The organism is Kitasatospora papulosa (assembly GCF_000717245.1).
In the GTDB taxonomy this organism is placed as follows: domain Bacteria; phylum Actinomycetota; class Actinomycetes; order Streptomycetales; family Streptomycetaceae; genus Streptomyces; species Streptomyces papulosus.
The window spans coordinates 98,721-121,318 of record NZ_JNYQ01000013.1 but is presented as its reverse complement, the minus strand read 5'-3'; the positions used below and the strand labels follow the sequence as shown (position 1 = coordinate 121,318).

General features: G+C 70.5%; 25 protein-coding genes and 1 pseudogene. 24 read left to right on the top strand and 2 right to left on the bottom strand.

Annotated features, from left to right (window positions below; genetic code table 11):
- Nucleotides 1–34: 34 nt before the first annotated feature.
- On the bottom strand, nt 35–901 hold the full coding sequence (locus tag IA22_RS0127610; RefSeq protein ID WP_030125172.1) for an SAM-dependent methyltransferase: 867 nt from the start codon (nt 899–901) through the stop codon (nt 35–37).
- 520 nt (nt 902–1,421) lie between these two features.
- Here IA22_RS0127610 and IA22_RS0127605 point away from each other — a divergent pair.
- From IA22_RS0127605 to IA22_RS0127525, 17 genes are all read left to right on the top strand, one after another.
- A complete protein-coding gene (locus IA22_RS0127605; RefSeq protein ID WP_014153813.1) occupies nt 1,422–2,015 on the top strand; it encodes a hypothetical protein in 594 nt (197 codons plus the stop codon).
- A gap of 155 nt (nt 2,016–2,170) precedes the next feature.
- A complete protein-coding gene (rpsP, locus tag IA22_RS0127600; protein ID WP_014153812.1) occupies nt 2,171–2,611 on the top strand; it encodes a 30S ribosomal protein S16 in 441 nt (146 codons plus the stop codon).
- Between the two features lie 2 nt (nt 2,612–2,613).
- The gene (locus IA22_RS0127595; protein ID WP_014153811.1) at nt 2,614–2,853 is read left to right on the top strand and encodes an RNA-binding protein; all 240 of its coding nucleotides are present in this window, start codon (nt 2,614–2,616) and stop codon (nt 2,851–2,853) included.
- A 106-nt stretch (nt 2,854–2,959) separates the two neighbouring features.
- A complete protein-coding gene (rimM, locus tag IA22_RS0127590; protein ID WP_015578913.1) occupies nt 2,960–3,592 on the top strand; it encodes a ribosome maturation factor RimM in 633 nt (210 codons plus the stop codon).
- Nucleotides 3,592–4,413 carry a tRNA (guanosine(37)-N1)-methyltransferase TrmD gene (trmD, locus tag IA22_RS0127585; RefSeq protein ID WP_030125171.1) on the top strand — a complete coding sequence of 274 codons (822 nt, stop codon included), beginning with the start codon at nt 3,592–3,594 and terminating at the stop codon, nt 4,411–4,413. The genes rimM and trmD overlap by 1 nt, the downstream gene beginning before the upstream one ends.
- Nucleotides 4,414–4,537: 124 nt before the next feature.
- Nucleotides 4,538–4,888 carry a 50S ribosomal protein L19 gene (rplS, locus tag IA22_RS0127580; protein WP_014153808.1) on the top strand — a complete coding sequence of 117 codons (351 nt, stop codon included), beginning with the start codon at nt 4,538–4,540 and terminating at the stop codon, nt 4,886–4,888.
- A gap of 45 nt (nt 4,889–4,933) precedes the next feature.
- Entirely contained in the window at nt 4,934–5,707 is a 774-nt protein-coding gene (gene lepB / locus IA22_RS0127575; RefSeq protein WP_030125170.1) for a signal peptidase I, read from the top strand.
- Entirely contained in the window at nt 5,700–6,758 is a 1,059-nt protein-coding gene (gene lepB / locus IA22_RS0127570) for a signal peptidase I (protein WP_014153806.1), read from the top strand. Before lepB (IA22_RS0127575) ends, lepB (IA22_RS0127570) begins: the two co-directional genes overlap by 8 nt.
- The gene (gene lepB, locus IA22_RS0127565) at nt 6,676–7,557 is read left to right on the top strand and encodes a signal peptidase I (protein ID WP_030125169.1); all 882 of its coding nucleotides are present in this window, start codon (nt 6,676–6,678) and stop codon (nt 7,555–7,557) included. Before lepB (IA22_RS0127570) ends, lepB (IA22_RS0127565) begins: the two co-directional genes overlap by 83 nt.
- Before the next feature lie 49 nt (nt 7,558–7,606).
- Nucleotides 7,607–8,380: a signal peptidase I gene (lepB, locus tag IA22_RS0127560; protein ID WP_014153804.1), complete on the top strand. Its 774-nt coding sequence runs from the start codon at nt 7,607–7,609 to the stop codon at nt 8,378–8,380.
- Complete coding sequence (locus IA22_RS0127555) at nt 8,370–8,858, top strand: NUDIX hydrolase (RefSeq protein WP_030125168.1); 489 nt, start codon at nt 8,370–8,372, stop codon at nt 8,856–8,858. Before lepB (IA22_RS0127560) ends, IA22_RS0127555 begins: the two co-directional genes overlap by 11 nt.
- 63 nt (nt 8,859–8,921) lie before the next feature.
- A complete protein-coding gene (locus tag IA22_RS0127550; RefSeq protein ID WP_003965949.1) occupies nt 8,922–9,230 on the top strand; it encodes a DUF2469 domain-containing protein in 309 nt (102 codons plus the stop codon).
- Nucleotides 9,231–9,362: 132 nt separating this feature from the next.
- Nucleotides 9,363–9,722, top strand: a complete 360-nt coding sequence (locus IA22_RS0127545) for a YraN family protein (RefSeq protein ID WP_015578919.1) — start codon at nt 9,363–9,365, stop codon at nt 9,720–9,722.
- The gene (locus tag IA22_RS0127540; RefSeq protein WP_014153801.1) at nt 9,722–11,341 is read left to right on the top strand and encodes a YifB family Mg chelatase-like AAA ATPase; all 1,620 of its coding nucleotides are present in this window, start codon (nt 9,722–9,724) and stop codon (nt 11,339–11,341) included. The genes IA22_RS0127545 and IA22_RS0127540 overlap by 1 nt, the downstream gene beginning before the upstream one ends.
- Nucleotides 11,338–12,522: a DNA-processing protein DprA gene (gene dprA, locus IA22_RS0127535; protein WP_051694851.1), complete on the top strand. Its 1,185-nt coding sequence runs from the start codon at nt 11,338–11,340 to the stop codon at nt 12,520–12,522. Before IA22_RS0127540 ends, dprA begins: the two co-directional genes overlap by 4 nt.
- Nucleotides 12,523–12,784: 262 nt before the next feature.
- Entirely contained in the window at nt 12,785–13,621 is an 837-nt protein-coding gene (gene whiG, locus IA22_RS0127530) for an RNA polymerase sigma factor WhiG (RefSeq protein ID WP_051694850.1), read from the top strand.
- A gap of 97 nt (nt 13,622–13,718) precedes the next feature.
- Nucleotides 13,719–14,276 carry a TetR/AcrR family transcriptional regulator gene (locus IA22_RS0127525; RefSeq protein ID WP_015578923.1) on the top strand — a complete coding sequence of 186 codons (558 nt, stop codon included), beginning with the start codon at nt 13,719–13,721 and terminating at the stop codon, nt 14,274–14,276.
- A 158-nt stretch (nt 14,277–14,434) separates the two neighbouring features.
- Here the strand turns inward: IA22_RS0127525 and IA22_RS35440 are convergent.
- Nucleotides 14,435–15,025: pseudogene (locus IA22_RS35440) on the bottom strand (peptidoglycan DD-metalloendopeptidase family protein); the annotation flags it as partial.
- 279 nt (nt 15,026–15,304) lie between these two features.
- On the opposite strand from IA22_RS35440, the gene rpsB reads away from it, so the two are divergent.
- The 7 genes from rpsB to IA22_RS0127485 all read left to right on the top strand — a co-directional run bounded on the left by rpsB (nt 15,305) and on the right by IA22_RS0127485 (nt 22,567).
- Nucleotides 15,305–16,225, top strand: coding sequence for a 30S ribosomal protein S2 (rpsB, locus tag IA22_RS0127520; protein ID WP_014153797.1), 921 nt, complete (start codon nt 15,305–15,307; stop codon nt 16,223–16,225).
- Between the two features lie 101 nt (nt 16,226–16,326).
- Complete coding sequence (gene tsf / locus IA22_RS0127515) at nt 16,327–17,163, top strand: translation elongation factor Ts (protein WP_014153796.1); 837 nt, start codon at nt 16,327–16,329, stop codon at nt 17,161–17,163.
- Nucleotides 17,164–17,321: 158 nt separating this feature from the next.
- The gene (gene pyrH, locus IA22_RS0127510) at nt 17,322–18,098 is read left to right on the top strand and encodes a UMP kinase (RefSeq protein WP_014153795.1); all 777 of its coding nucleotides are present in this window, start codon (nt 17,322–17,324) and stop codon (nt 18,096–18,098) included.
- 115 nt (nt 18,099–18,213) lie between these two features.
- Nucleotides 18,214–18,771 (top strand): ribosome recycling factor, encoded by a 558-nt coding sequence (frr, locus tag IA22_RS0127500; protein WP_014153794.1) that lies wholly within the window; start codon nt 18,214–18,216, stop codon nt 18,769–18,771.
- Complete coding sequence (locus tag IA22_RS0127495; protein WP_014153793.1) at nt 18,771–19,856, top strand: phosphatidate cytidylyltransferase; 1,086 nt, start codon at nt 18,771–18,773, stop codon at nt 19,854–19,856. Before frr ends, IA22_RS0127495 begins: the two co-directional genes overlap by 1 nt.
- A 244-nt stretch (nt 19,857–20,100) precedes the next feature.
- The gene (rlmN, locus tag IA22_RS0127490) at nt 20,101–21,207 is read left to right on the top strand and encodes a dual-specificity RNA methyltransferase RlmN (RefSeq protein WP_014153792.1); all 1,107 of its coding nucleotides are present in this window, start codon (nt 20,101–20,103) and stop codon (nt 21,205–21,207) included.
- Nucleotides 21,208–21,472: 265 nt separating this feature from the next.
- Entirely contained in the window at nt 21,473–22,567 is a 1,095-nt protein-coding gene (locus IA22_RS0127485) for a thiamine ABC transporter substrate-binding protein (RefSeq protein WP_030125165.1), read from the top strand.
- The last annotated feature ends 31 nt before the right edge of the window (nt 22,568–22,598 follow it).

Sequence of the window (22,598 nt, the reverse complement as noted above, 5' to 3'; positions counted from 1 at the left end):
GCCCCGCCCGGCGGGGCGCCCCTTCACGTTCCCGTCAGGTCACACACACCAGGTAGCGGAAGACGTTCGGCATCCACACCGTGCCGTCGGGCCGCAGATGCGGATGCAGGGCCTCCGCGACCTCCTTCTCCACCTGGGTACGGTCCGTTGCCCGGACCGCCGCGTCGAAGAGACCGGTCGACAGCAGGCCGCGTACCGCGCTGTCCACGTCCGCGTAACCGAACGGGCAGGACACCCGGCCCGAACCGTCCGGCTTGAGCCCGGCCCGCGCGGCGACCTCCTCCAGGTCGTCCCGCAGGGTCGGCCGCCAGCCGCTCCCGGAGCGCGGCGCACGCGTCGACTCGGTGAGCCTCGCCGCGACCCTCAGCACGGGCGCGGTGGCGCAGCGCTCCGGCGGTCCCCAGCCTGCCAGCACCACCGTGGCTCCGCGCACCGCCAGCGGCACGGCGGACGCCAGCGCGGGCGCGAGCCCCTCGGAGTCCCCGGCCGCACAGCCGATCGGCTGGAACGCGGTCAGCAGGTTGTACGGGGCCTCCCCGTCGGGGGCGGCTGCCGGAACACTGTCCAGGAGCCTCGCCCGGTGCTCCACGGGCCCGGGGCCGGCCTCGCGCCCCGTGTCGGAGGCGAGGCGCTCACGGGCCAGCGCGAGGCGCTCGCGGTCGGTGTCGACGCCGGTGACGCGTGCCCCGCGCGAGGCCGCGATCAGCAGGGCGAGCCCGGAACCGCAGCCGAGGGAGAGCATCCGCGTACCGGCCCCGACCTCGAGGCGCTCGTACACCGCCTCGTACAGCGGTGCCAGCATGCGCTCCTGGATCTCGGCCCAGTCACGGGCGCGGGTACCGGCGTCCACGGGGGCGGACGAATCCGCGTACCTGTGGTGCCGGACGAGCGTAGGTGTCATGGAATGCGCCCCAATCCGCCGTGAGGTCGGTCGTGCCCGAGTGAGGTCCCCCATGTCTATGTGCTGTGCATGTGTGCCCACAGCCCCCGTATGCCAGAGAACTCCGCATCGGCGGTCCCGTCCAGAGGGAGGACGGGGTGGGATGACAGTGCATGCGTGCTCCGGTCGTGCGCCCCCGGCGCCACGTGTCCGGCGCGGGCGCCGAAAACGGCGCGCCCGCTGCCCGCTCCCACACAGTGTGACCCGACACACGGTGCGCAGCACGTCGAGCGCCGTCACCCACGACCGCGGCCGGTGCGCGACCACCGTTCCGTGCCGGGTAGTGTCGCCCGCGGGACGTCCGTCCACGCCGGTGCGTACGCGTTGCTACGTACCACCTTGGTGCGAGCTGTGAGACTTCTCCGCTGATCTGCGCACCCGCCCTCGTCCGGACGCATCAAGGGCAACTGACTGGTACGTGCAAATTATTTGGGATGGCCCGGAATAGGAACACCGGAGCACTCAGGCTCGTTGTCACGACGTGAGCACGACACCACCTGTACTTGCCGCAGAGCTGGCACAGGCGTGGGCCGACATTCAGCGGTACCACCCCGAGCTGCCCGATCTTGCCGCGCCAGAGTCCCTGATCGGAGAGTCCTCGTCCGCCTGTGGCGCCGAGCTCTCCTTCGAACGGCTGCTCCATGAGGCAGTCCACGGCATCGCTGCCGCGAGAGGTGTCCGGGACACCTCCCGCGCCGGCCGCTACCACAACCGACGCTTCCTCGCGATCGCCGAGGAGCTGGGCCTCGACCATGCCGAGGAGCCCCACCCCAGCAGCGGATTCTCGTTGGTGACGCTGAATCCCGAGGCCAAACGCAGGTACCGCCCGACGGCGGAGCGCCTCCAGCGCGCGCTCAAGGCGCACACCGTCGCCACCGCCGCGGACACCAAGCGCTCGTTCCGCGGTCCCGCCGCACGGCACGGCTCGTCCGGGGGAGGGGTGCGGGTCAAGGCCGTCTGCGACTGCGGGCGCAACGTCCGCGTCGTCCCGTCGGTCCTCGCCCAGGCCCCGATCGTCTGCGGCGGCTGCGGCAAGCCCTTCCGCATCCCGGAAGGGGCGGTCGCGGTGGGGTGACCCCATCCGGTGTGGCACAATGGTCAGCTGTACTCGACAGTCGCACAGGACCCCTCTCTCCTCCGGCTGACGCGTCCATCGGGCACCCGAGTACCGCAACCCCACGTGGCATCTTTTGTGCCCAACCACGTCAGAGACCAGGAGACACCACTTCCGTGGCAGTCAAGATCAAGCTGAAGCGTCTGGGCAAGATCCGTTCGCCTCACTACCGCATCGTCGTCGCCGACTCCCGTACCCGCCGTGACGGCCGGGCCATCGAGGAGATCGGCCTGTACCACCCGGTGCAGAACCCCTCGCGCATCGAGGTCAACGCAGAGCGCGCGCAGTACTGGCTCTCCGTCGGCGCCCAGCCGACCGAGCCGGTTCTCGCGATCCTGAAGCTCACCGGTGACTGGCAGGCCCACAAGGGCCTCCCGGCCCCCGCGCCGCTGCTGCAGCCGGAGCCCAAGGCTGACAAGCGCGCCCTGTTCGAGGCCCTGTCCACGGACGGTGACGAGGCCAAGGGTGAGGCCATCACCCAGAAGGCCAAGAAGTCGGACAAGAAGGCGGACGAGGCGGCTGACGCTGCTGCGTCCACCGAGTCGACCGAGGCCTGAGCGTGCTCGAGGAGGCTCTTGAGCACCTCGTGAAGGGCATCGTCGACAACCCCGACGATGTGCAGGTCGCCTCGCGTGACCTGCGCCGTGGACGCGTGCTCGAGGTCCGGGTTCACCCCGACGACCTCGGCAAGGTGATCGGCCGCAACGGCCGCACCGCGCGCGCCCTGCGTACCGTCGTGGGTGCCATCGGCGGACGTGGAATCCGTGTCGACCTCGTCGATGTGGACCAGGTTCGCTGAAAGAGTTGAACACCGGCCGGGGCCGGGGAGGGCTTTCGAGCCGTCCCCGGCCTTTGTCGTCCGTACATGACCGCCTCCTCAGCAGAAGATCATCGGGAGAAGTAGCGTGCAGTTGGTAGTTGCGCGGATCGGTCGCGCCCACGGCATCAAGGGCGAGGTCACCGTCGAGGTGCGCACCGACGAGCCCGAGCTGCGGCTCGGACCCGGGGCCGTACTGGCCACGGAGCCCGCCGGGACCGGGCCGCTGACGATCGAGACCGGCCGGGTGCACAGCGGCAGGCTGCTGCTGCGGTTCGAGGGCGTGCGTGACCGCAGCGCCGCCGAGGCGTTGCGCAACACCCTGCTGATCGCCGAGGTGGACCCGGCGGAACTCCCCGACGACCCCGAGGAGTTCTACGACCACCAGCTGATGGACCTCGACGTCGTCCTCGGTGACGGCACGGAGATCGGCCGGATCACCGAGATCTCGCACCTGCCGTCCCAGGACCTGTTCATCGTGGAACGGCCGGACGGCAGCGAGGTGATGATCCCGTTCGTCGAGGAGATCGTCACCGAGATCGACCTGGAGGAGCAGCGCATCGTCATCGCGCCGCCGCCGGGCCTGATCGACGAGAGCGAGGCCGAGGTCGCGTCCGCACGGGACGCGGAAGGGGCCGAGGAGGACGCGGACCCCGCCGGGACGGGCGAGGACGGCGCACGGAAGGACGCGTCGGACCACGTGAAGAAGGGTGACGCGTGATGCGGCTCGACGTCGTCACGATCTTCCCCGAGTACCTGGAACCGCTGAACGTCTCGCTCGTGGGCAAGGCGCGGGCCCGCGGCAGCCTCGACGTACACGTCCACGACCTCCGGGACTGGACCCACGACCGGCACAACACCGTGGACGACACCCCGTACGGCGGGGGCCCCGGCATGGTCATGAAGACCGAACCCTGGGGCGAGGCGCTGGACGACGCGCTGGCCGGCGGGTACGAGGCCGGGGCGCACTCCCCGGTGCTCGTGGTCCCGACCCCCAGCGGCAGGCCCTTCACGCAGGAGCTGGCCGTCGAGCTCTCCGAACGGCCGTGGCTGATCTTCACCCCCGCCCGATACGAGGGCATCGACCGCCGCGTGACGGACGAGTACGCCACCCGGATGCCGGTCGTCGAGGTGTCCATCGGCGACTACGTCCTGGCGGGCGGGGAAGCGGCCGTCCTGGTGATCACCGAGGCGGTCGCCCGGCTGCTGCCCGGGGTGCTCGGCAACGCCGAGTCGCACCGTGACGACTCCTTCGCGCCCGGGGCCATGGCCGACCTGCTCGAGGGCCCGGTCTACACGAAGCCGCCCCGGTGGCGTGGCCGCGGCATCCCCGAGGTGCTGCTCAGCGGCCATCACGGCCGGATCGCACGCTGGCGACGGGACGAGGCGTTCCGCCGTACCGCCCTGCACCGGCCCGATCTCATCGAGCGCTGCGAGGCCTCCGGCTTCGACAAGAAGGACCGCGAGATGCTCTCCGTCCTCGGCTGGTCCCCCTCGCCCGACGGGCGATTTTGGCGCAGGCCCGAGGCCGTGGAAGAATAGCTCCGCCGTACGTCCGGTGTGCGCCCCTGCCACAGGGGGACAGACGCCCGCCCGATGTGAACGGCATCCGAACCTCACTCTCTCCCGTCGATGACCTGTGGCATCGGCGAAGAAAGCAGACAACATGACTTCCCTGCTCGATGGCGTCAACGCCGCCTCGCTCCGTACCGACCTCCCGGCCTTCCGCCCCGGTGACACCGTCAACGTCCACGTGCGCGTGATCGAGGGCAGCCGCTCCCGTATCCAGCAGTTCAAGGGCGTCGTCATCCGCCGCCAGGGCTCGGGCGTCAGCGAGACCTTCACGGTCCGCAAGGTCTCCTTCAGCGTCGGTGTCGAGCGCACCTTCCCGGTGCACAGCCCGATCTTCGAGAAGATCGAGCTCGTCACCCGCGGTGACGTCCGTCGCGCCAAGCTGTACTTCCTCCGTGAGCTCCGCGGCAAGGCCGCGAAGATCAAGGAGAAGCGCGACCGCTGATTCACCTCCGGCGTCCACAGCGTGGCCCGATAGGATTCGGCCCCGATGGACACGGAAGCACAGCACATGGAGCGCGATCGTTCCTCCTGCCCCCCGGACGGGGCGGAGGAAGGGTCGCGCTCCACGCATGTCCCGGACCGGCCGGCCGCACCGATGTCATGGGGCCGGACCGTCTTCTGGGGCATGCTCTGCACGGTCGCCCTGCTGCTCTTCAGCACCTTCGTGCTGCAGCCCTTCCTGATTCCCAGTGGCTCGATGCAGCCCACGCTGAGGGTCGGGGACCGGGTCCTCGTGAACAAACTGGCGTACCGTTTCGGCTCGGAGCCCGGACGCGGTGACGTGGTGGTCTTCGACGGCACCGGATCCTTCATCCAGGAGACGGAGTCGGACGAGGACGCCATCGGCGCGCTGCTGCGCGGGGCTGCCGCGTCCCTCGGGCTGGCCGAGCCCGCCGGGTCCGACTTCGTGAAGCGGGTGGTGGGCGTGGGGGGCGACCGTGTGGTCTGCTGCGACAAGCGGGGGAGGCTCGAGGTGAACGGCACCCCCGTGGACGAGCCCTATCTGCACCCCGGCGACCGGCCCTCCGACGTCGCCTTCGACATCGTGGTCCCCGACGGCACGCTCTGGGTGATGGGTGACCACCGCAGCAACTCACGGGACTCCCGTGACCACCTGGGGCAGCCCGGGGGCGGCATGGTGCCCGTCGAGCGCGTGATCGGACGGGTCGACTGGCTCGGCTGGCCGCTCGGCAGGCTGGGTTCCCTGGAGGGCACCGACGCCTTCACCGGGATACGGCCGTCGGGCGCGGACCATGGGTAACCGGGGCCGCGCGCGGGGGGCACCGGACACGGGCCCGCCGCTGCCCACCGGGTCGAGGCCGACCACCGCCCGCTCGCTGCCCACCAGGGCGGAGCGCCGCAAGCTGGCCCGCAAGGTGAAACGCCGCAGGCGCCGGTCCGCGATCAAGGAGATACCTCTCCTCGTCCTGGTGGCGCTCCTGATCGCGCTCTTCCTCAAGACCTTTCTCGTCCAGGCCTTCGTGATCCCGTCCGGGTCGATGGAGCAGACCATCCGGATCGGCGACCGGGTGCTGGTGGACAAGCTCACCCCCTGGTTCGGCTCCGAACCCCGGCGCGGCGACGTGGTGGTGTTCAAGGACCCGGGCGGCTGGCTCCAGCAGGAGCACACCCCCACCGAGGATCCGCCCGCCGGGATCAAACAGGTCAAGGAGCTGCTGACCTTCATCGGGCTGCTGCCCTCCGAGGACGAGCAGGACCTGATCAAGCGTGTGGTGGCCGTCGGGGGCGACACCGTCAAGTGCTGCGGCGCCGACGGCAGGCTCACGGTCAACGGCGTGGCGCTCGACGAGCCGTACCTGAACCCCGGCGACGTGCCGTCCACGCTCAAATTCGAGGTAAAGGTTCCCCAGGGCCGGATCTTCGTGATGGGGGACCACCGGTCGAATTCCGCCGACTCCCGCTTCCACCTCGACAAGCCGGGAAAGGGCACGGTGTCGGAGGACGAGGTCGTCGGACGCGCCGTGGTGATCGCGTGGCCGTTCGGGCACTGGCGCAGGCTGGAGGAGCCCGGAACCTACGCTTCCGTCCCTGACGGGAGCGCCGGAGCGACGGCCGCGACAGCCCCGTCGAATAGTGTGTCCTCCCAGGATCGCAACGGAATGGTCCTGCTCCCGACCCCTGCGGAACTCCCGCTCGTTATGGGAGTGGTGGGCCTGCGCCGGATCGGGCGCGGGCGTTGGCACGGAGTGAGGAGTGGATGTGGGGGATTTGGCGGTCGGCGCACGATCCGGACACGACGAACCCGAGGACCGTCCTTCGGGAAACGGGGTCCCGGCGGAGGCGGAGAGTGACGGCGAGTCCCCGGACGGTGGCAGTACGGCGGTGAAGAAGCCACGCTCGTTCTGGAAGGAACTGCCGCTCCTCATCGGGATCGCGCTCATCCTCGCGCTGCTGATCAAGACGTTCCTGGTGCAGGCGTTCTCGATCCCCTCCGACTCCATGCAGAACACCCTGCAGCGGGGTGACCGGGTGCTGGTCGACAAGCTGACGCCATGGTTCGGCTCCGAGCCGGAGCGTGGCGAGGTCGTGGTCTTCCACGACCCGGGCGGCTGGCTGGAGGACACGGCGACCCCCGAGCCCAACGCGGTGCAGAAGTTCCTGAGCTTCATCGGGCTGATGCCGTCCGCGGAGGAGAAGGACCTGATCAAGCGAGTCATCGCGGTCGGCGGGGACACCGTCGAGTGCAAGAAGAACGGACCGGTCACGGTCAACGGCAAGGCGCTGGACGACAAGTCGTTCATCTTCGCCGGCAACAGCGCCTGCGACGACGAGCCGTTCGGGCCGATCCATGTGCCCGAGGGCCGGATCTGGGTGATGGGCGACCACCGGCAGAACTCGCTGGACTCCCGCTACCACCAGGAGCTTCCCGGCCAGGGCACGGTGTCCACCGACGAGGTCGTCGGGCGTGCCGTCGTCGTGGCGTGGCCCGTCAACCGCTGGGCGACCCTGCCGGTCCCGAAGACCTTCGACCAGCCTGGGCTCGACGCGGCCGCCGCTGCCGCGGTGCCCGGGGCACTGGGAGTAGCCGGAGCGCTGCCCCTCGTGTTCTGGCGTCGCCGCAGGCTGACCCGCGGGCATACCGCCGGGTAGGGTGCCGACTCGGATCAGCGATTGTCGATCTCCGATGGGGAGCGCTGGGATGAGTGGATCAGGACGTCATGACGGCCGCGGCCGGCTCGGCAACACGTTGTCGAACCTGGCCGTGGCCGTCGGCTGTGTGCTCTTCCTCGGCGGTTTCGCCTGGGGGGCGGTGGTGTACAAGCCGTACACCGTGCCGACCGACTCGATGACGCCCACGGTGAACGCCGGCGACCGGGTCCTCGCGGAGCGGGTCGACGGCAGCGACGTACGGCGCGGGGACGTGGTCGTCTTCACCGACTCGGCATGGGGCGACGTGCCCATGGTGAAGAGGGTCGTCGGTGTGGGCGGCGACAAGGTCGCCTGCTGCGACAAGGACGGCCGGCTCACGGTGAACGGCAAGCCCGTCGAAGAACCGTATCTGCGTGCGGACGGCGCCTCGTCGCTCATCGGGGCGGACGGCAAGGGCGCCGCCTCCCCGCAGGACTTCACGGCCGAGGTCCCCGCAGGCCAGCTCTTCGTCCTCGGTGACGAGCGCAGCACCTCCATGGACTCCCGCGTCCACCTTCAGGACCCGGGGCAGGGCTCGGTGCCGCGCAGCGCCGTCGAGGCGCGCGTCGATGCCGTGGCCTGGCCCCTGAACGGCATGATCGGCCGCCCCGAGGCCTTCGCGGCTCTGCCCGGGGGTGTGTCGTCCGAGGGACCGCTGCCGCTGCAGGCCGGTGCCCTCCTGGTCGGTGTGGTGCTCATCCTGGGCGGCGCGGCCTACGGACCCCTCTCGGCCCGGTCCGCACGGAAGGCCGAGCGGCCGAAGGCGTCCTCCGGTGCCCGCTGAGACACGCAGGGTCGCCCGTGTGGTGCTGCTGGACCCGGACGACCGGATCCTGCTCCTGCACGGCTTCGAACCCGAGGAGCCGGCCAGGAGCTGGTGGTTCACGCCGGGCGGTGGCCTGGAGGGCGACGAGACCCGGGAAGAGGCCGCTCTGCGGGAACTGGCCGAGGAAACGGGGATCACGGACGTCTCCCTCGGTCCGCTGCTGTGGACGAGGATCTGCTCCTTCCCGTTCGACGGTCGGCGCTGGGACCAGGACGAGTGGTACTTCCTGGCCCGGACCGTGCAGACGGCCACCGACCCGAAAGGCCTCACCGAGCTGGAGCTGCGCAGTGTCGCGGGTCTGAGGTGGTGGACTTCCGCCGAACTTCTGGCCACGCGTGAGACGGTGTACCCGACCAGGCTCGCCGGGCTGCTGCGCACGCTGCTCGACGAGGGTCCTCCGAGTGCGCCGCTGGTTCTCGCCCCCGAAATCGTCTAATCGGCCAGGGGTGCGGAGGGCTGACGCACAATAGGGGGACGCACGGCTGAAGGGGAACATGCCATGAGTGCCGAGGACCTCGAGAAGTACGAGACCGAGATGGAGCTGAAGCTCTACCGGGAGTACCGCGACGTCGTCGGTCTGTTCAAATATGTGATCGAGACCGAGCGGCGCTTCTACCTCACCAATGACTACGAGATGCAGGTGCACTCGGTCCAGGGCGAGGTGTTTTTCGAGGTTTCCATGGCGGACGCGTGGGTCTGGGACATGTACAGGCCCGCCCGGTTCGTCAAGCAGGTGAGGGTATTGACGTTCAAGGACGTGAATATCGAGGAGCTCAACAAGAGTGACCTCGAGCTCCCGGGCGGCTGATCCCGGCAGGGCCTCCCGGCGTCCCGGTTCACTCGTCCGAGTGGCCGGGATTTCCACATTCCACCGGTTTTCCACCAAGATCCAATAGTTCGGCCGGGCCGCGGCAGAGTCGGTGCCGGAGGTGGTGCCGACATGAACGCACGGGGGGCACTCGGGCGGTACGGCGAAGATCTGGCCGCACGACTGCTGGCGGAAGCCGGTATGACCGTGCTGGAGCGCAACTGGCGCTGTCGCGCGGGAGAGATCGACATCGTCGCCAGGGACGGCGACGCGGTGGTCGTCTGTGAGGTGAAGGCGCGCAGGGAGGGCTCCTTCGAACACCCGATGGAGGCCGTCACACCTGCCAAGGCCGACCGGCTGCGCAGACTGGCCGACATCTGGCTCGACCGTCACGGCGGGCCGCCGCCGGGCGGCGCCCGGATCGATCTGGTCGGGGTCCTGGTGCCCCGGCGGGGCGCTCCGGTCGTGGAGCACGTGCGGGGTGTGGCCTGATGGGGTTCGCGCGGGCGTGCTCGGTGGCCCTGGTGGGCGTCGAGGGCGTGGTGGTGGAGGTCCAGGCCGATCTGGAGCCGGGCGTGGCGGCGTTCACGCTCGTCGGCCTCCCGGACAAGAGCCTGGTGGAGAGCCGGGACCGGGTCAGGGCCGCGGTCGTCAATTCCGGGGCCGAGTGGCCGCAGAAGAAGCTCACGGTGGGGTTGTCGCCCGCCTCTGTGCCGAAGTCCGGCTCGGGTTTCGATCTGGCCGTGGCGTGCGCGGTCCTCGGAGCGGCCGAGAGGATCGACCCCGCCGCCGTCGCCGATGTGGTGATGATCGGGGAGCTGGGCCTGGACGGCCGGGTGCGCCCGGTGCGCGGGGTGCTGCCCGCCGTACTCGCGGCGGCGGAAGCCGGGTACCGGCACGTCGTCGTCCCGGAGCAGACCGCGGGGGAGGCCGCGCTGGTCCCGGGCATCTCCGTGCTCGGCGTGCGGAGCCTGCGCCAGCTGATCGCCGTCCTCGGCGACGAACCCGTCCCCGAGGAGCCGGACCCCGACCGCGGACGTCCCGACACGATGCTCGCCGGACTCATGGTGCCGGGCGCGGGGCTCGGCACAGGACTGGCCCCCCTGGCGGACGGCACGGCGCACCGGCCCGACCTGGCCGACGTCGCGGGCCAGGGCCGGGCCCGCAAGGCCCTGGAGGTGGCGGCGGCGGGCGGACACCACCTGCTGCTGTCCGGGCCGCCGGGGGCGGGTAAGACCATGCTCGCCGAGCGGCTCACGGCGATCCTGCCGCCGCTGTCCCGGCAGGAGTCCCTCGAAGTGACCGCAGTGCACTCCGTGGCGGGCATCCTCCCGCCGGGTGAACCCCTGATCGGCGCGGCACCGTACTGCGCGCCGCACCACTCGGCGACGATGCAGTCGCTCGTCGGCGGGGGGAACGGTCTGCCGAGACCGGGAGCGGTGTCCCTGGCGCACCGGGGCGTGCTCTTCCTGGACGAGGCGCCCGAGTTCTCCGTACGGGCACTGGACGCGTTGCGCCAGCCGCTGGAGTCCGGGCACGTGGTGGTCGCGAGGGCGGCCGGGGTCGTCCGGCTGCCGGCGCGCTTCCTGATGGTCCTGGCCGCGAATCCCTGTCCCTGCGGCAGGCACACGCTGGCCGGTGCGGGCTGCGAGTGCCCGCCGTCGGCGGTCCGCCGCTACCAGGCGCGGCTGTCGGGCCCCCTGCTCGACCGGGTGGACCTGCGGGTAGAGGTCGAGCCCGTCGGCAGGGCGGACCTCATGGGGAGCGGCGGGCGCGGGGAGTCCTCGGCCGACGTGGCCGCGAGGGTACGGGAAGCCAGGGAGCGGGCCGCGGAGAGGCTCACCGGCACGCCCTGGACCACCAACAGCGAAGTGCCCGGACACGAGCTGCGTACACGGCTGGTCGCGGCGCCCGGCGCCCTGATGGCGGCGGAGCGGGACATGGAGCGGGGTGTGCTCACGGCCCGTGGCCTGGACCGCGTCCTGCGCGTGGCGTGGACCGTGGCGGACCTGAGGGGTGCCGACCGCCCGGACGCCACGGACGTCGCGGTCGCACTCGAACTGCGTACGGGCATCCAGCGAGGGGTCCCGATGCGAGCCGGTGCCCGGTGAACGCCCGGCTGCCCGACGGAGAGCCCGACGGAGAGAGGGAGCGGCTGGCGCGCGCCGCGCTGACCCGCGTGTTCGAACCGGGGGACGAGCGGGGCGGCCGCTGGATCCGTGAGGCCGGACCGGTCGAGCTGATACGGCGTCTCACCGGTCCGGACGGACCGGCGCGGGCCCTGGAGGGGATGACGGCGACCCGGCTCGCCGGATACCGGCTCCGGGCGGTGAGCGCCGACCCCGGGAGGGATCTGGCCTCGGTGGCCGCGGTCGGCGGGCGCTTCGTCTGCCCCGGTGACCGGGAGTGGCCGAGCCAGCTCGACGACCTGGGCGACGCGCGGCCCATCGGCCTCTGGGTGCGAGGGCGGTCCGACCTGCGTCTCTGGGCGCTGCGTTCGGTCGCCCTGGTCGGTGCGCGGGCCTGCACCCCCTACGGGGCGCACATGGCGGGGACCCTCGCCGCGGGGCTGGCCGAGCGTGGCTGGGTGGTCGTCTCCGGGGCGGCGTTCGGGGTGGACGGCGCCGCCCACCGGGGGGCGCTGGCCGCCGGCGGTGCGACCATGGCGGTGCTGGCCTGCGGGGTGGACGTGGCCTACCCCCGGGGGCACGCGGAGCTCATCGGACGCATCGCCGAACAGGGCGTGGTGATGGGCGAACTGCCGCCCTCCGACCATCCGACACGCACCAGGTTCATCCTGCGGAACCGGGTGATCGCGGCCCTGACCCGGGGCACCGTGGTCGTGGAGGCCGAATACCGCAGCGGCTCGCTGGTCACCGCGCGGAACGCACAGCGGCTGGGCCGGTTCACGATGGGGGTCCCGGGCCCCGCCACCAGCGGCCTGTCGGCCGGGGTCCATGAACTCCTGCGCGGCGAGGGGGTCCTGGTCACCGACGCCGCCGAAATCGCCGAGCTCATCGGGGAGATCGGTGAACTCGCCCCTGCGAGGAGCGGCCGGGTCCTGCCCAGGGACGTCCTCGACGCCGACTCCGCGCGGGTACTGGACGCACTCCCGTGGGCCGGTGCGACGGGCAGCCGTGACGTGGCCCGCAGCGCAGGCGTGTCGACGGACGAAGCCCTCGGGCGGTTGTACGAACTGCACTCACTGGGGTTCGTCGAACGCGAGGGCGACGGCTGGCGGTTGACGCCCGGACGCACACGCGACGGCGACGTGCGGCGAGGCGGTACTTGACCCGGAGCATTCGGGTGAAAAGGTGATCCCGGTGACCTCGGCAGTGCCCGGTCAGGCCTTCGGGGACGGTGCGAGCAGTGGCCATTCCCGTCGTCGGACCTGCCAGGAAGGCAGGGGGACGACGGTGGGTTTGTGCCGCAATCGCACCGCACGGTCCCCCTGTCCTGCGCGCACCGCAACACCTCGGTCACGCTACGCTCACAAGGAATCCGCCCAAGAGACACGTCCCAGCACTCCACAGCAGAACGGCTCAAGGCATCACATGCCCCAGCACACCTCCGGGTCTGACCGCGCGGCAGCACCACCGGCTGCGCGTGGCACTGTGCGCCCTCCCGCCCCCTCCTCGCTCGAAGAGTTGTGGCGTTCGTACAAGACCACCGGCGACGGACGGCTGCGGGAGCAGCTGATCCTGCACTACTCACCCCTGGTGAAGTACGCCGCCGGCCGGGTCAGCGTGGGGCTGCCGTCCAACGTGGAACAGGCGGACTTCGTCTCGTCCGGCGTCTTCGGGCTGATCGACGCCATCGAGAAGTTCGACATCGAGCGGGCCATCAAGTTCGAGACCTACGCGATCACCAGGATCCGCGGCGCGATGATCGACGAACTCCGGGCGCTGGACTGGATCCCCCGGTCCGTACGGCAGAAGGCGCGCAACGTCGAGAGGGCCTACGCCACGCTCGAGGCGCAGCTCCGGCGTACACCCTCGGAAGCCGAGGTCGCCTCGGAGATGGGCGTCGCGCTGGAGGAACTCCACGCCGTTTTCAGCCAGTTGTCACTGGCCAACGTGGTGGCACTGGAGGAGCTGCTGCACGTCGGCGGTGAGGGCGGCGACCGGCTGAGCCTGATGGACACCCTGGAGGACACCGCGGCCGACGATCCGGTCGAGGTCGCCGAGGACCGCGAGCTCAGACGTCTGCTCGCCCGTGCCATCAACACGCTCCCCGAGCGGGAGAAGACCGTGGTCACGCTCTACTACTACGAGGGCCTCACCCTCGCGGAGATCGGCAACGTCCTCGGCGTGACCGAGAGCAGGGTCAGCCAGATCCACACCAAGTCGGTGCTCCAGCTCCGCGCGAAACTCGCCGACGCGGGACGCTGAGCCGGCCCGGCTTCGGCCACCCGGCTGCGGACGCGGACCCCCTTTCGGACCGAGGCCGCCGTAGAGTGGGCGGGTGCCCAGGATTCGAGCGGCCTCCGTGGCCGAGCACCGGACCATGCAGCGCGGCGCCCTCCTGGACGCCGCGCGCTCCCTGCTGTCCGAGGGCGGTACGGAAGCGCTGACCTTCCCCGCCCTCGCCGAGCGCACCGGCCTCGCCAGGTCCTCCGTCTACGAGTACTTCCGCTCCCGCGCCGCCGTGGTCGAGGAGCTCTGCGCCGTCGACTTCCCCGTGTGGGCCGCAGAGGTCGAGAACGCCATGGAGCGGGCCGGTACGCCCGAGGACAAGATCGAGGCCTATGTGCGCCGGCAGCTCGACCTGGTCGGGGACCGTCGGCACCGCGCGGTCGTGGCCATCTCCGCGAGCGAGCTGGACGCGGGGGCGCGCGAGAAGATCCGCGCCGCGCACGGCGGACTGATCGCCATGATCGTGGAGGCCCTCGCCGACCTGGGCCATACCGAGCCGAGGCTCGCGGCCATGCTGTTGCAGGGTTCCGTGGACGCGGCCGTGCGCAGGATCGAGCTGGGCGCGGCGGAGGAGCCGGGGATCGTCGCGGACACCGCCGTGGCCATGGTCCTGCGCGGCGTACGGGGCTGAGAGGGTCCCGGGGGGTCCTGCTCCGGCAGCGGTACGCCGAGGACCGGAAGCAGCCGGGAGGGCCCCCGCCGCAGCATGGACGGGGGCAGCAGCGAAAGCGGATCGAGGTAGACCTCCCCGCGTCGCAGGCCCCAGTGCAGGCAGCCCGTGGAGCAGTGTGAAGGTTCCGGTCCGACCACTGCCACCACCTGCCCCGCGACCACCCGGTCACCCTCGGCGACCAGCGTCCGCACCGGCTCGTAGGTGAAGCGGAGCGGCGGCTCCCCGCTCCCGGCCACCTCGACGGAGACCACTCCCCGCCCCGCCACCGGCCCCGCGAAGGCGACCCTGCCCGGGGCGGCCGCCAGCACCGGGGTGTCCGGTGGTGCGGCGAGATCGACTCCGCGGTGGCCCGGCCCGTAGGGGCCGGCCGGCGGCTCCCAGCCCCGTACGACCAGGGGTCTGCCCCGGCCCCCGACCGGCCAGACCCGGTCACCCGCCGTCGGGACCCGCCCGGACACGGACGCAGGTGCCGGAGCCTGCCGCCGCTCCGGCACCCTCCCGTGCGCCTCGGCCCCGGCAGAGGCCGGTAACGGCAGGACCGCGAGCAGTCCGGCCAGCAGGGCGGGCAGCAGCCCGGCCAGCGGTCCGGCCGGCAGTGCGGCCGCCAGGGGGGACACCCGCGGGGCGGCACGTCCCCCGGACGCGGGAGGCGCGGCCGGGCGGGAGCCGGCGGGCGGGCCGGCGGTCTTTCCAGGTGAGCGGCACATGACGGGAACGATCTCCCGGGAAGCGGTTCCGCGGGGGGTCGCGGCCCGGATCTGTGGACGACCGCGCGGTTGTGGACATCGCCGTCACCCGGCACCCGGCGGGTCCCGTACACTTCTTCTGGCGATCCGGGTCACCGGGTCGACTTCGCACGCCCCGCCACCTCCCTCTCAGCGGACGGTGGCCGCGCTCCTCGGTCCCTTGTGGCACGGCGCGTAGGGGCGTCAGGCGCGGCAGCAATCCTGCGGTCGCGGCAACCGAGAAAATCAAGGAGTACGGCCATGGCCGTCGTCACGATGCGGGAGCTGCTGGAAAGCGGCGTCCACTTCGGTCACCAGACCCGTCGCTGGAACCCGAAGATGAAGCGCTTCATCTTCACCGAGCGCAACGGCATCTACATCATCGACCTGCTCCAGTCGCTGTCGTACATCGACCGCGCCTACGAGTTCGTCAAGGAGACCGTCGCCCACGGCGGCTCCATCATGTTCGTGGGTACGAAGAAGCAGGCCCAGGAGGCCATCGCCGAGCAGGCGACGCGCGTCGGCATGCCGTACGTCAACCAGCGTTGGCTCGGTGGCATGCTCACCAACTTCTCCACCGTCTACAAGCGCCTTCAGCGTCTGAAGGAGCTCGAGCTCATCGACTTCGAGGACGTGGCCGCCTCCGGCCTCACCAAGAAGGAGCTCCTGGTCCTCTCCCGCGAGAAGGCCAAGCTGGAGAAGACCCTCGGTGGTATCCGCGAGATGCAGAAGGTGCCGAGCGCCGTCTGGATCGTCGACACCAAGAAGGAGCACATCGCCGTCGGTGAGGCGCGCAAGCTCCACATCCCGGTCGTCGCGATCCTCGACACCAACTGCGACCCCGACGAGGTCGACTACAAGATTCCGGGCAACGACGACGCGATCCGCTCCGTCACCCTGCTCACCCGCGTGATCGCCGACGCCGTCGCCGAGGGCCTCATCGCCCGTTCCGGTGCCGCCACCGGTGACTCGAAGCCGGGCGAGAAGGCCGCCGGCGAGCCCCTCGCCGAGTGGGAGCGCGACCTGCTCGCGGGCGACAAGAAGGCCGACGCCGAGGGCACGGACGAGGTCCAGTCCTCCGCCGAGACCGAGAAGGCCGCCGACGCCGAGCCGGCCGCCGCCGCTGCCGAGCAGGACGAGGCCGCTGCCGAGGCTCCGGCCGCGGACGCCGAGCAGGCCTGACACCCGTCAGTCACGGCTGAATGACGGCGGGGGCCGGTGCACTGGCACCGCCCCCGCCGTTCACCCGTAGATCTTTCAGACTTCGAGAGAGAAACAGACTCATGGCGAACTACACCGCCGCTGACGTCAAGAAGCTCCGCGAGCTCACCGGCGCCGGCATGATGGACTGCAAGAAGGCGCTCGACGAGGCCGACGGCAACGTCGACGGCGCTGTCGAGGCGCTCCGCATCAAGGGCCAGAAGGGCGTCGCCAAGCGCGAGGGCCGTTCCGCCGAGAACGGTGCCGTCGTCTCCCTCGTCTCCGAGGACAAGACGTCCGGCGTCCTCGTCGAGCTGAAGTGCGAGACGGACTTCGTCGCCAAGGGCGACAAGTTCCAGGCCGTCGCCAACACGCTCGCCGCGCACGTCGCCGCGACCTCTCCGGCCGACATCGAGGCGCTCCTCGCCTCGGAGATCGAGCCCGGCAAGACCGTTCAGGCATTCGTGGACGAGGCCAACGCCAACCTCGGCGAGAAGATCGTCCTGGACCGCTTCGCGCAGTTCGACGGCGCGTACGTCTCCGTGTACATGCACCGCACGATGCCCGACCTGCCGCCGCAGATCGGTGTCATGGTCGAGCTGGACAAGGCCGACGCCGACCTGGCCAAGGGCCTCGCGCAGCACATCGCCGCCTTCGCCCCGAAGTACCTGTCGCGCGAGGACGTCCCCGCCGAGGTCGTCGAGGCCGAGCGCCGCGTCGCCGAGGAGACCACCCGCGCCGAGGGCAAGCCGGAGGCCGCGCTCCCGAAGATCGTCGAGGGTCGCGTCAACGGCTTCTTCAAGGAGGCCACCCTCCTCGGCCAGCCCTACGCGCTGGACCAGAAGAAGTCCGTCCAGAAGGTCCTGGACGAGGCCGGTGTCACCCTGAAGCGCTTCGCGCGTATCAAGGTCGGCATCTGAGTCCGTCCGCGAACAACGCTGGACCCGATAGGGTCTAGTGCAGTCGACGGCCGCACTCATGCCGGACGACCGCAGATCTGACGAGGAGGCCATTGCCGCTGAGGGACGACAGACCCACCGGCAATGGCCTTCTTCGTATGTGCACGAGGAGAACTTCCATGGACAAGGGCGCGGACGCCACCCAGGCCGACGACAAGCGCGACGACGGCAAGATTTCCGGACGCTTCATGCTGAAGCTGTCCGGTGAGGCATTCGCCGGCGGCGGGGGCCTCGGCGTCGACCCCGACGTCGTGCACGCCATCGCCCGCGAGATCGCGGCCGTCGTACGTGACGGCGCCGAGATCGCGGTGGTGATCGGAGGAGGCAACTTCTTCCGTGGGGCCGAGCTCCAGCAGCGCGGTATGGACCGGGCCCGGTCCGACTACATGGGCATGCTCGGCACGGTCATGAACTGCCTGGCACTCCAGGACTTCCTGGAGAAGGAGGGCATCGACTCGCGCGTCCAGACGGCCATCACCATGGGCCAGGTCGCCGAGCCGTACATCCCGCTCCGCGCCGTGCGGCACCTGGAGAAGGGGCGCGTCGTCATCTTCGGCGCCGGCATGGGCATGCCGTACTTCTCCACCGACACCACGGCCGCCCAGCGCGCTCTGGAGATCGACGCCGAGGCGCTGCTGATGGGGAAGAACGGTGTGGACGGTGTCTACGACGCCGACCCGCGGACCAACCCCGGCGCGGTGAAGTTCGACGCCCTGGAGTACGGCGAGGTGATCGCCCGCGACCTCAAGATCGCCGACGCCACCGCGATCACCCTCTGCCGTGACAACCAGCTCCCGATCCTCGTCTTCGAGCTGACCGCGGAGGGCAATATCGCCCGCGCGGTCAAGGGTGAGAAGATCGGCACGCTGGTGAGCGACCGGAGCACCCGGGCCTGACGGCCCACAAGATGGACAACGGCCTGCCGGTCGGACACCGTGCAGGTGAGGACGCGACGCAGGATCCGCAGGACCCGACGATGCCGGGTCCGCTCAAGACACGCAGGAGCACGTGGTGATCGAAGAAATCCTCCTCGAGGCCGAGGAGAAGATGGAGAAGGCCGTCGTGGTCGCGAAAGAGGACTTCGCCGCGATCCGTACCGGCCGTGCGCACCCGGCGATGTTCAACAAGATCGTCGCCGACTACTACGGCGCGCTGACCCCGATCAACCAGCTGGCCTCGTTCTCGGTCCCCGAGCCGCGCATGGCCGTGGTGACCCCGTTCGACAAGACCGCGCTGCGCAACATCGAGCAGGCGATCCGCGACTCCGACCTCGGCGTCAACCCGAGCAACGACGGCAACATCATCCGTGTGACGTTCCCCGAGCTCACTCAGGACCGCCGCAAGGAGTTCATCAAGGTCGCCAAGACCAAGGCCGAGGACTCCAAGATCTCGATCCGCTCCATCCGCCGCAAGGCCAAGGAGTCGCTCGACAAGCTCGTCAAGGACAAGGAGTCCGGCGAGGACGAGGTCCGCCGCGCGGAGAAGGAGCTCGACGACACCACCGCGAAGTACGTCGCGCAGGTGGACGAGCTGCTCAAGCACAAGGAAGCCGAGCTGCTCGAAGTCTGATGAACGACTCTTCCTGGGGCGCCCCGCAGGGAGCCGGTTACCGGAGCACCCCCGAGATGGGAGCCCCTCCGGCGGGTCCTGCATACGATGTGCACGCCGCCCAGCAGACTCGGCCCATGCCCATCGTGCCGGACGTTCCCGACGCAGGTAGAGACGCTGACGACCGCGACGACCGGAACGGGGACGCCGCGCGCGTCAGCGGCCCCCTGTTCCGTGACGAGAAGCCGCAGGAGCCCATGTCGACCCCGCTGCCGCCCCCGCCGCAGAAGAAGCGCGCGGGGCGTGACCTCCGCGCCGCCATAGGCGTCGGTGTCGGTCTCGGTGCCCTCGTCGTCGGCTCCCTCTTCATCGTGAAGGCCGTCTTCGTCGGCGTGGTCGTGCTGGCGGTGGTGGTCGGCCTCTGGGAGCTCACCTCCCGTCTCAAGGAACGCAAGGGCATCAACGCCCCGCTCGTGCCGCTCGCCGTCGGCGGCGCGGCCATGGTGGTCGCCGGTTACGTGCGGGAGTCGGAGGGCGCCTGGGTCGCCATGGCGCTCACGGCACTGGCGGTGCTGGTGTGGCGTATGACCGAGCCGCCCGAGGGATACCTCAAGGACGTCACGGCCGGTGTCTTCGCGGTGTTCTACGTCCCGTTCCTGGCGACGTTCGTCGCGATGATGCTCACCGCGGACGACGGCGCGTGGCGCGTGCTGACCTTCCTGCTGCTGACGGTGGTCAGCGACACCGGCGCGTACGCCGTCGGCTGGCGCTTCGGCACCCACAAGCTGGCGCCCCGCATCAGCCCGGGGAAGACCCGTGAGGGTCTGTTCGGCGCGGTCGGCTTCGCGATGGTGGCCGGCGCCCTGTGCATGGAGTTCCTGATCGACGGCGGGACCTGGTGGCAGGGCCTGCTGATCGGCCTCGCCGTCGCCGCCAGCGCCACGCTGGGGGACCTGGGCGAGTCCATGATCAAGCGGGATCTCGGGATCAAGGACATGGGCACGCTGCTGCCCGGCCACGGCGGCATCATGGACCGGCTCGACTCGCTCCTGCCGAGTGCGCCGGTCGTATGGCTGCTGCTGGTGCTGTTCGTCGGGTCCGGCTGACCCGCCGGACCCCGGTTCACGTGTGTGGGGGCCGTCGCCCGGAGCGACGGCCCCCACTGCTGTCTCCGCGGGCACCCTCCGGAACCCCTCTCCCCTGAGCCGGTCCGTCAGTGCGATCGGTCACGGCCCGGGCCGTGACCGGGCCGTGAAAGGCCTGTCCTTGCTGCTCCCGCGGGCTCTCGTGGCCTGCCCGGTTCGCGGGCGGCCCTGAGTACCACGGCGTGTCTGCGACACTGGAGGAACCATGCCTAAGCCCGGAGAACTCACTTTCGTCGCGCCCCGTGGAGCCAAGCGGCCGCCGCGGCACCTCGCCGACCTCACGCCCGACGAGCGCAAGGAAGCAGTCGCCGCGACCGGCGAGAAGCCCTTCCGCGCCAAGCAGCTGTCGCAGCACTACTTCACGCGGTACGCGCACGATCCGGCGGAGTGGACCAACATTCCGGCCGCCTCGCGCGACAAGCTGGCCGAGGCGATGTTCCCCGAGCTGATGTCGGTCCTGCGCCACATCAGCTGCGACGACGACACCACCCGTAAGACGCTGTGGAAGCTGCACGACGGCACGCTCGTCGAGTCCGTCCTCATGCGGTACCCGGACCGGGTGACCATGTGCATCTCGTCCCAGGCGGGCTGCGGCATGAACTGTCCGTTCTGCGCGACCGGGCAGGCGGGGCTCGACCGCAACCTGTCGACCGCCGAGATCGTCCACCAGATCGTGGACGGCATGCGGGCGCTGCGCGACGGCGAGGTCCCGGGCGGGCCGGCACGGCTGTCCAACATCGTCTTCATGGGCATGGGCGAGCCGCTGGCCAACTACAAGCGCGTGGTCGGGGCGATCCGGCGGCTGACGGATCCGGAGCCGGACGGCCTGGGTCTCTCGCAGCGTGGGATCACCGTGTCCACCGTGGGCCTGGTGCCGGCGATGCTGCGCTTCGCCGACGAGGGCTTCAAGTGCCGGCTCGCGGTCTCCCTGCACGCTCCGGACGACGAGCTGCGTGACACCCTCGTGCCTGTGAACACCCGCTGGAAGGTCCGCGAGGTGCTCGACGCCGCGTGGGAGTACGCCGAGAAGTCGGGCCGCCGCATCTCCATCGAGTACGCGCTGATCCGGGACATCAACGACCAGGCGTGGCGGGGCGACCGGCTGGGCCGGCTGCTCAAGGGCAAGAGGGTGCACGTCAACCTCATCCCGCTGAACCCGACCCCGGGCTCCAAGTGGACCGCCTCGCGGCCCGAGGACGAGAAGGCGTTCGTCGAGGCCATCGCGCGTCACGGTGTGCCGGTCACGGTCCGGGACACCCGCGGCCAGGAGATCGACGGGGCCTGCGGGCAGCTGGCGGCCTCCGAGCGCTGAGACGGTTCCGGCGGGCGTACACGATCCGGCCGGTGCGACGTGATCCGGCCGGTGTAGCCTGGCTCGGAGACAACTTCACATTCCGACAGGGGAGCGCCACAGCGCTGAGAGTGCGGCACCGAGGACAGGTCGGCCGCAGACCCTCTGAACCTCGCCCGGGTCATTCCGGGTAGGAAGTTCGGACCTTACTCAAGCTGTTGCGCCCTGCCCGCTCGCCGAGCGGGTGGGGCCGCGTCTCTTCCTGGTCATCTCCAGGAGGATCATCATGAGGACCACCACGACGTACGCGGCGACCGCCCTCGCCGCCGCGCTCGGTGTCACCGCGCTCGCGGGCTGCGGCGGCTCCGGCGACGAGGCTTCCGACGGCACGGGGGGCGGGTCGAAGACCGTCACCCTGGTCAGCCACGACTCCTTCAACGCGTCGGACGCCGTCCTGAAGGCGTTCACCGAGGAGACCGGCTACAAGGTCAAGGTGCTCAAGAGCGGTGACGCCGGAGCGGCGCTCAACCAGGAGATCCTGACCAAGGGTTCGCCCCGGGGCGACGTGTTCTTCGGTGCCGACAACACGCTGCTCTCCCGTGCCCTCGACAACGGTCTGTTCACGCCGTACGAGGCGAAGGGGCTGGACCGCGTCCCGGCCGACGTCCAGCTCGACGCCGATCAGCACCGGGTGACGCCCGTCGACACCGGTGACATCTGCGTCAACTACGACAAGAAGTACTTCGCGGACAAGAAGCTCGACCCGCCGCAGACCTTCGACGACCTGCTGAAGCCCGCGTACAAGAACCTCCTCGTCACCGAGAACGCCGCGACCTCGTCGCCCGGCCTCGGGTTCCTCCTCGGCACGGTCGCCGCCCACGGCGAGACCGGCTACCAGGACTACTGGAAGAAGCTGAAGGACAACGGCGTCAAGGTCGTCGACGGCTGGGAGCAGGCGTACAACGACGAGTTCTCCGGATCCGCGGGCGGCAGGAAGGCCAAGGCCGACCGTCCGCTCGTCGTCTCCTACGCCTCCAGCCCGCCCGTCGAGGTGCTCTACGCCGACCCGCAGCCGGCCGAGGCCCCGACCGGTGTCGCCACCGGGACCTGCTTCCGCCAGATCGAGTTCGCCGGTCTGCTGGACGGCGCGAGGAACGAGGCGGGCGGCAAGGCGCTGCTGGACTTCCTGATCGGCAAGCAGTTCCAGGAGGACATGCCGCTGAACATGTTCGTGAACCCGGTGGCGAAGGACGCGAAGCTGCCGGAGCTGTTCACGAAGTTCGGTGCGACGGTGGACGAGCCGGCCACCGTGGCCCCGGAGAAGATCGCCAAGAACCGTGAGCAGTGGGTCCAGTCGTGGTCCTCGCTCGTCGTGAAGTAGCCGCGCGGCCCCCGCGCGGGGGGAACGCGAC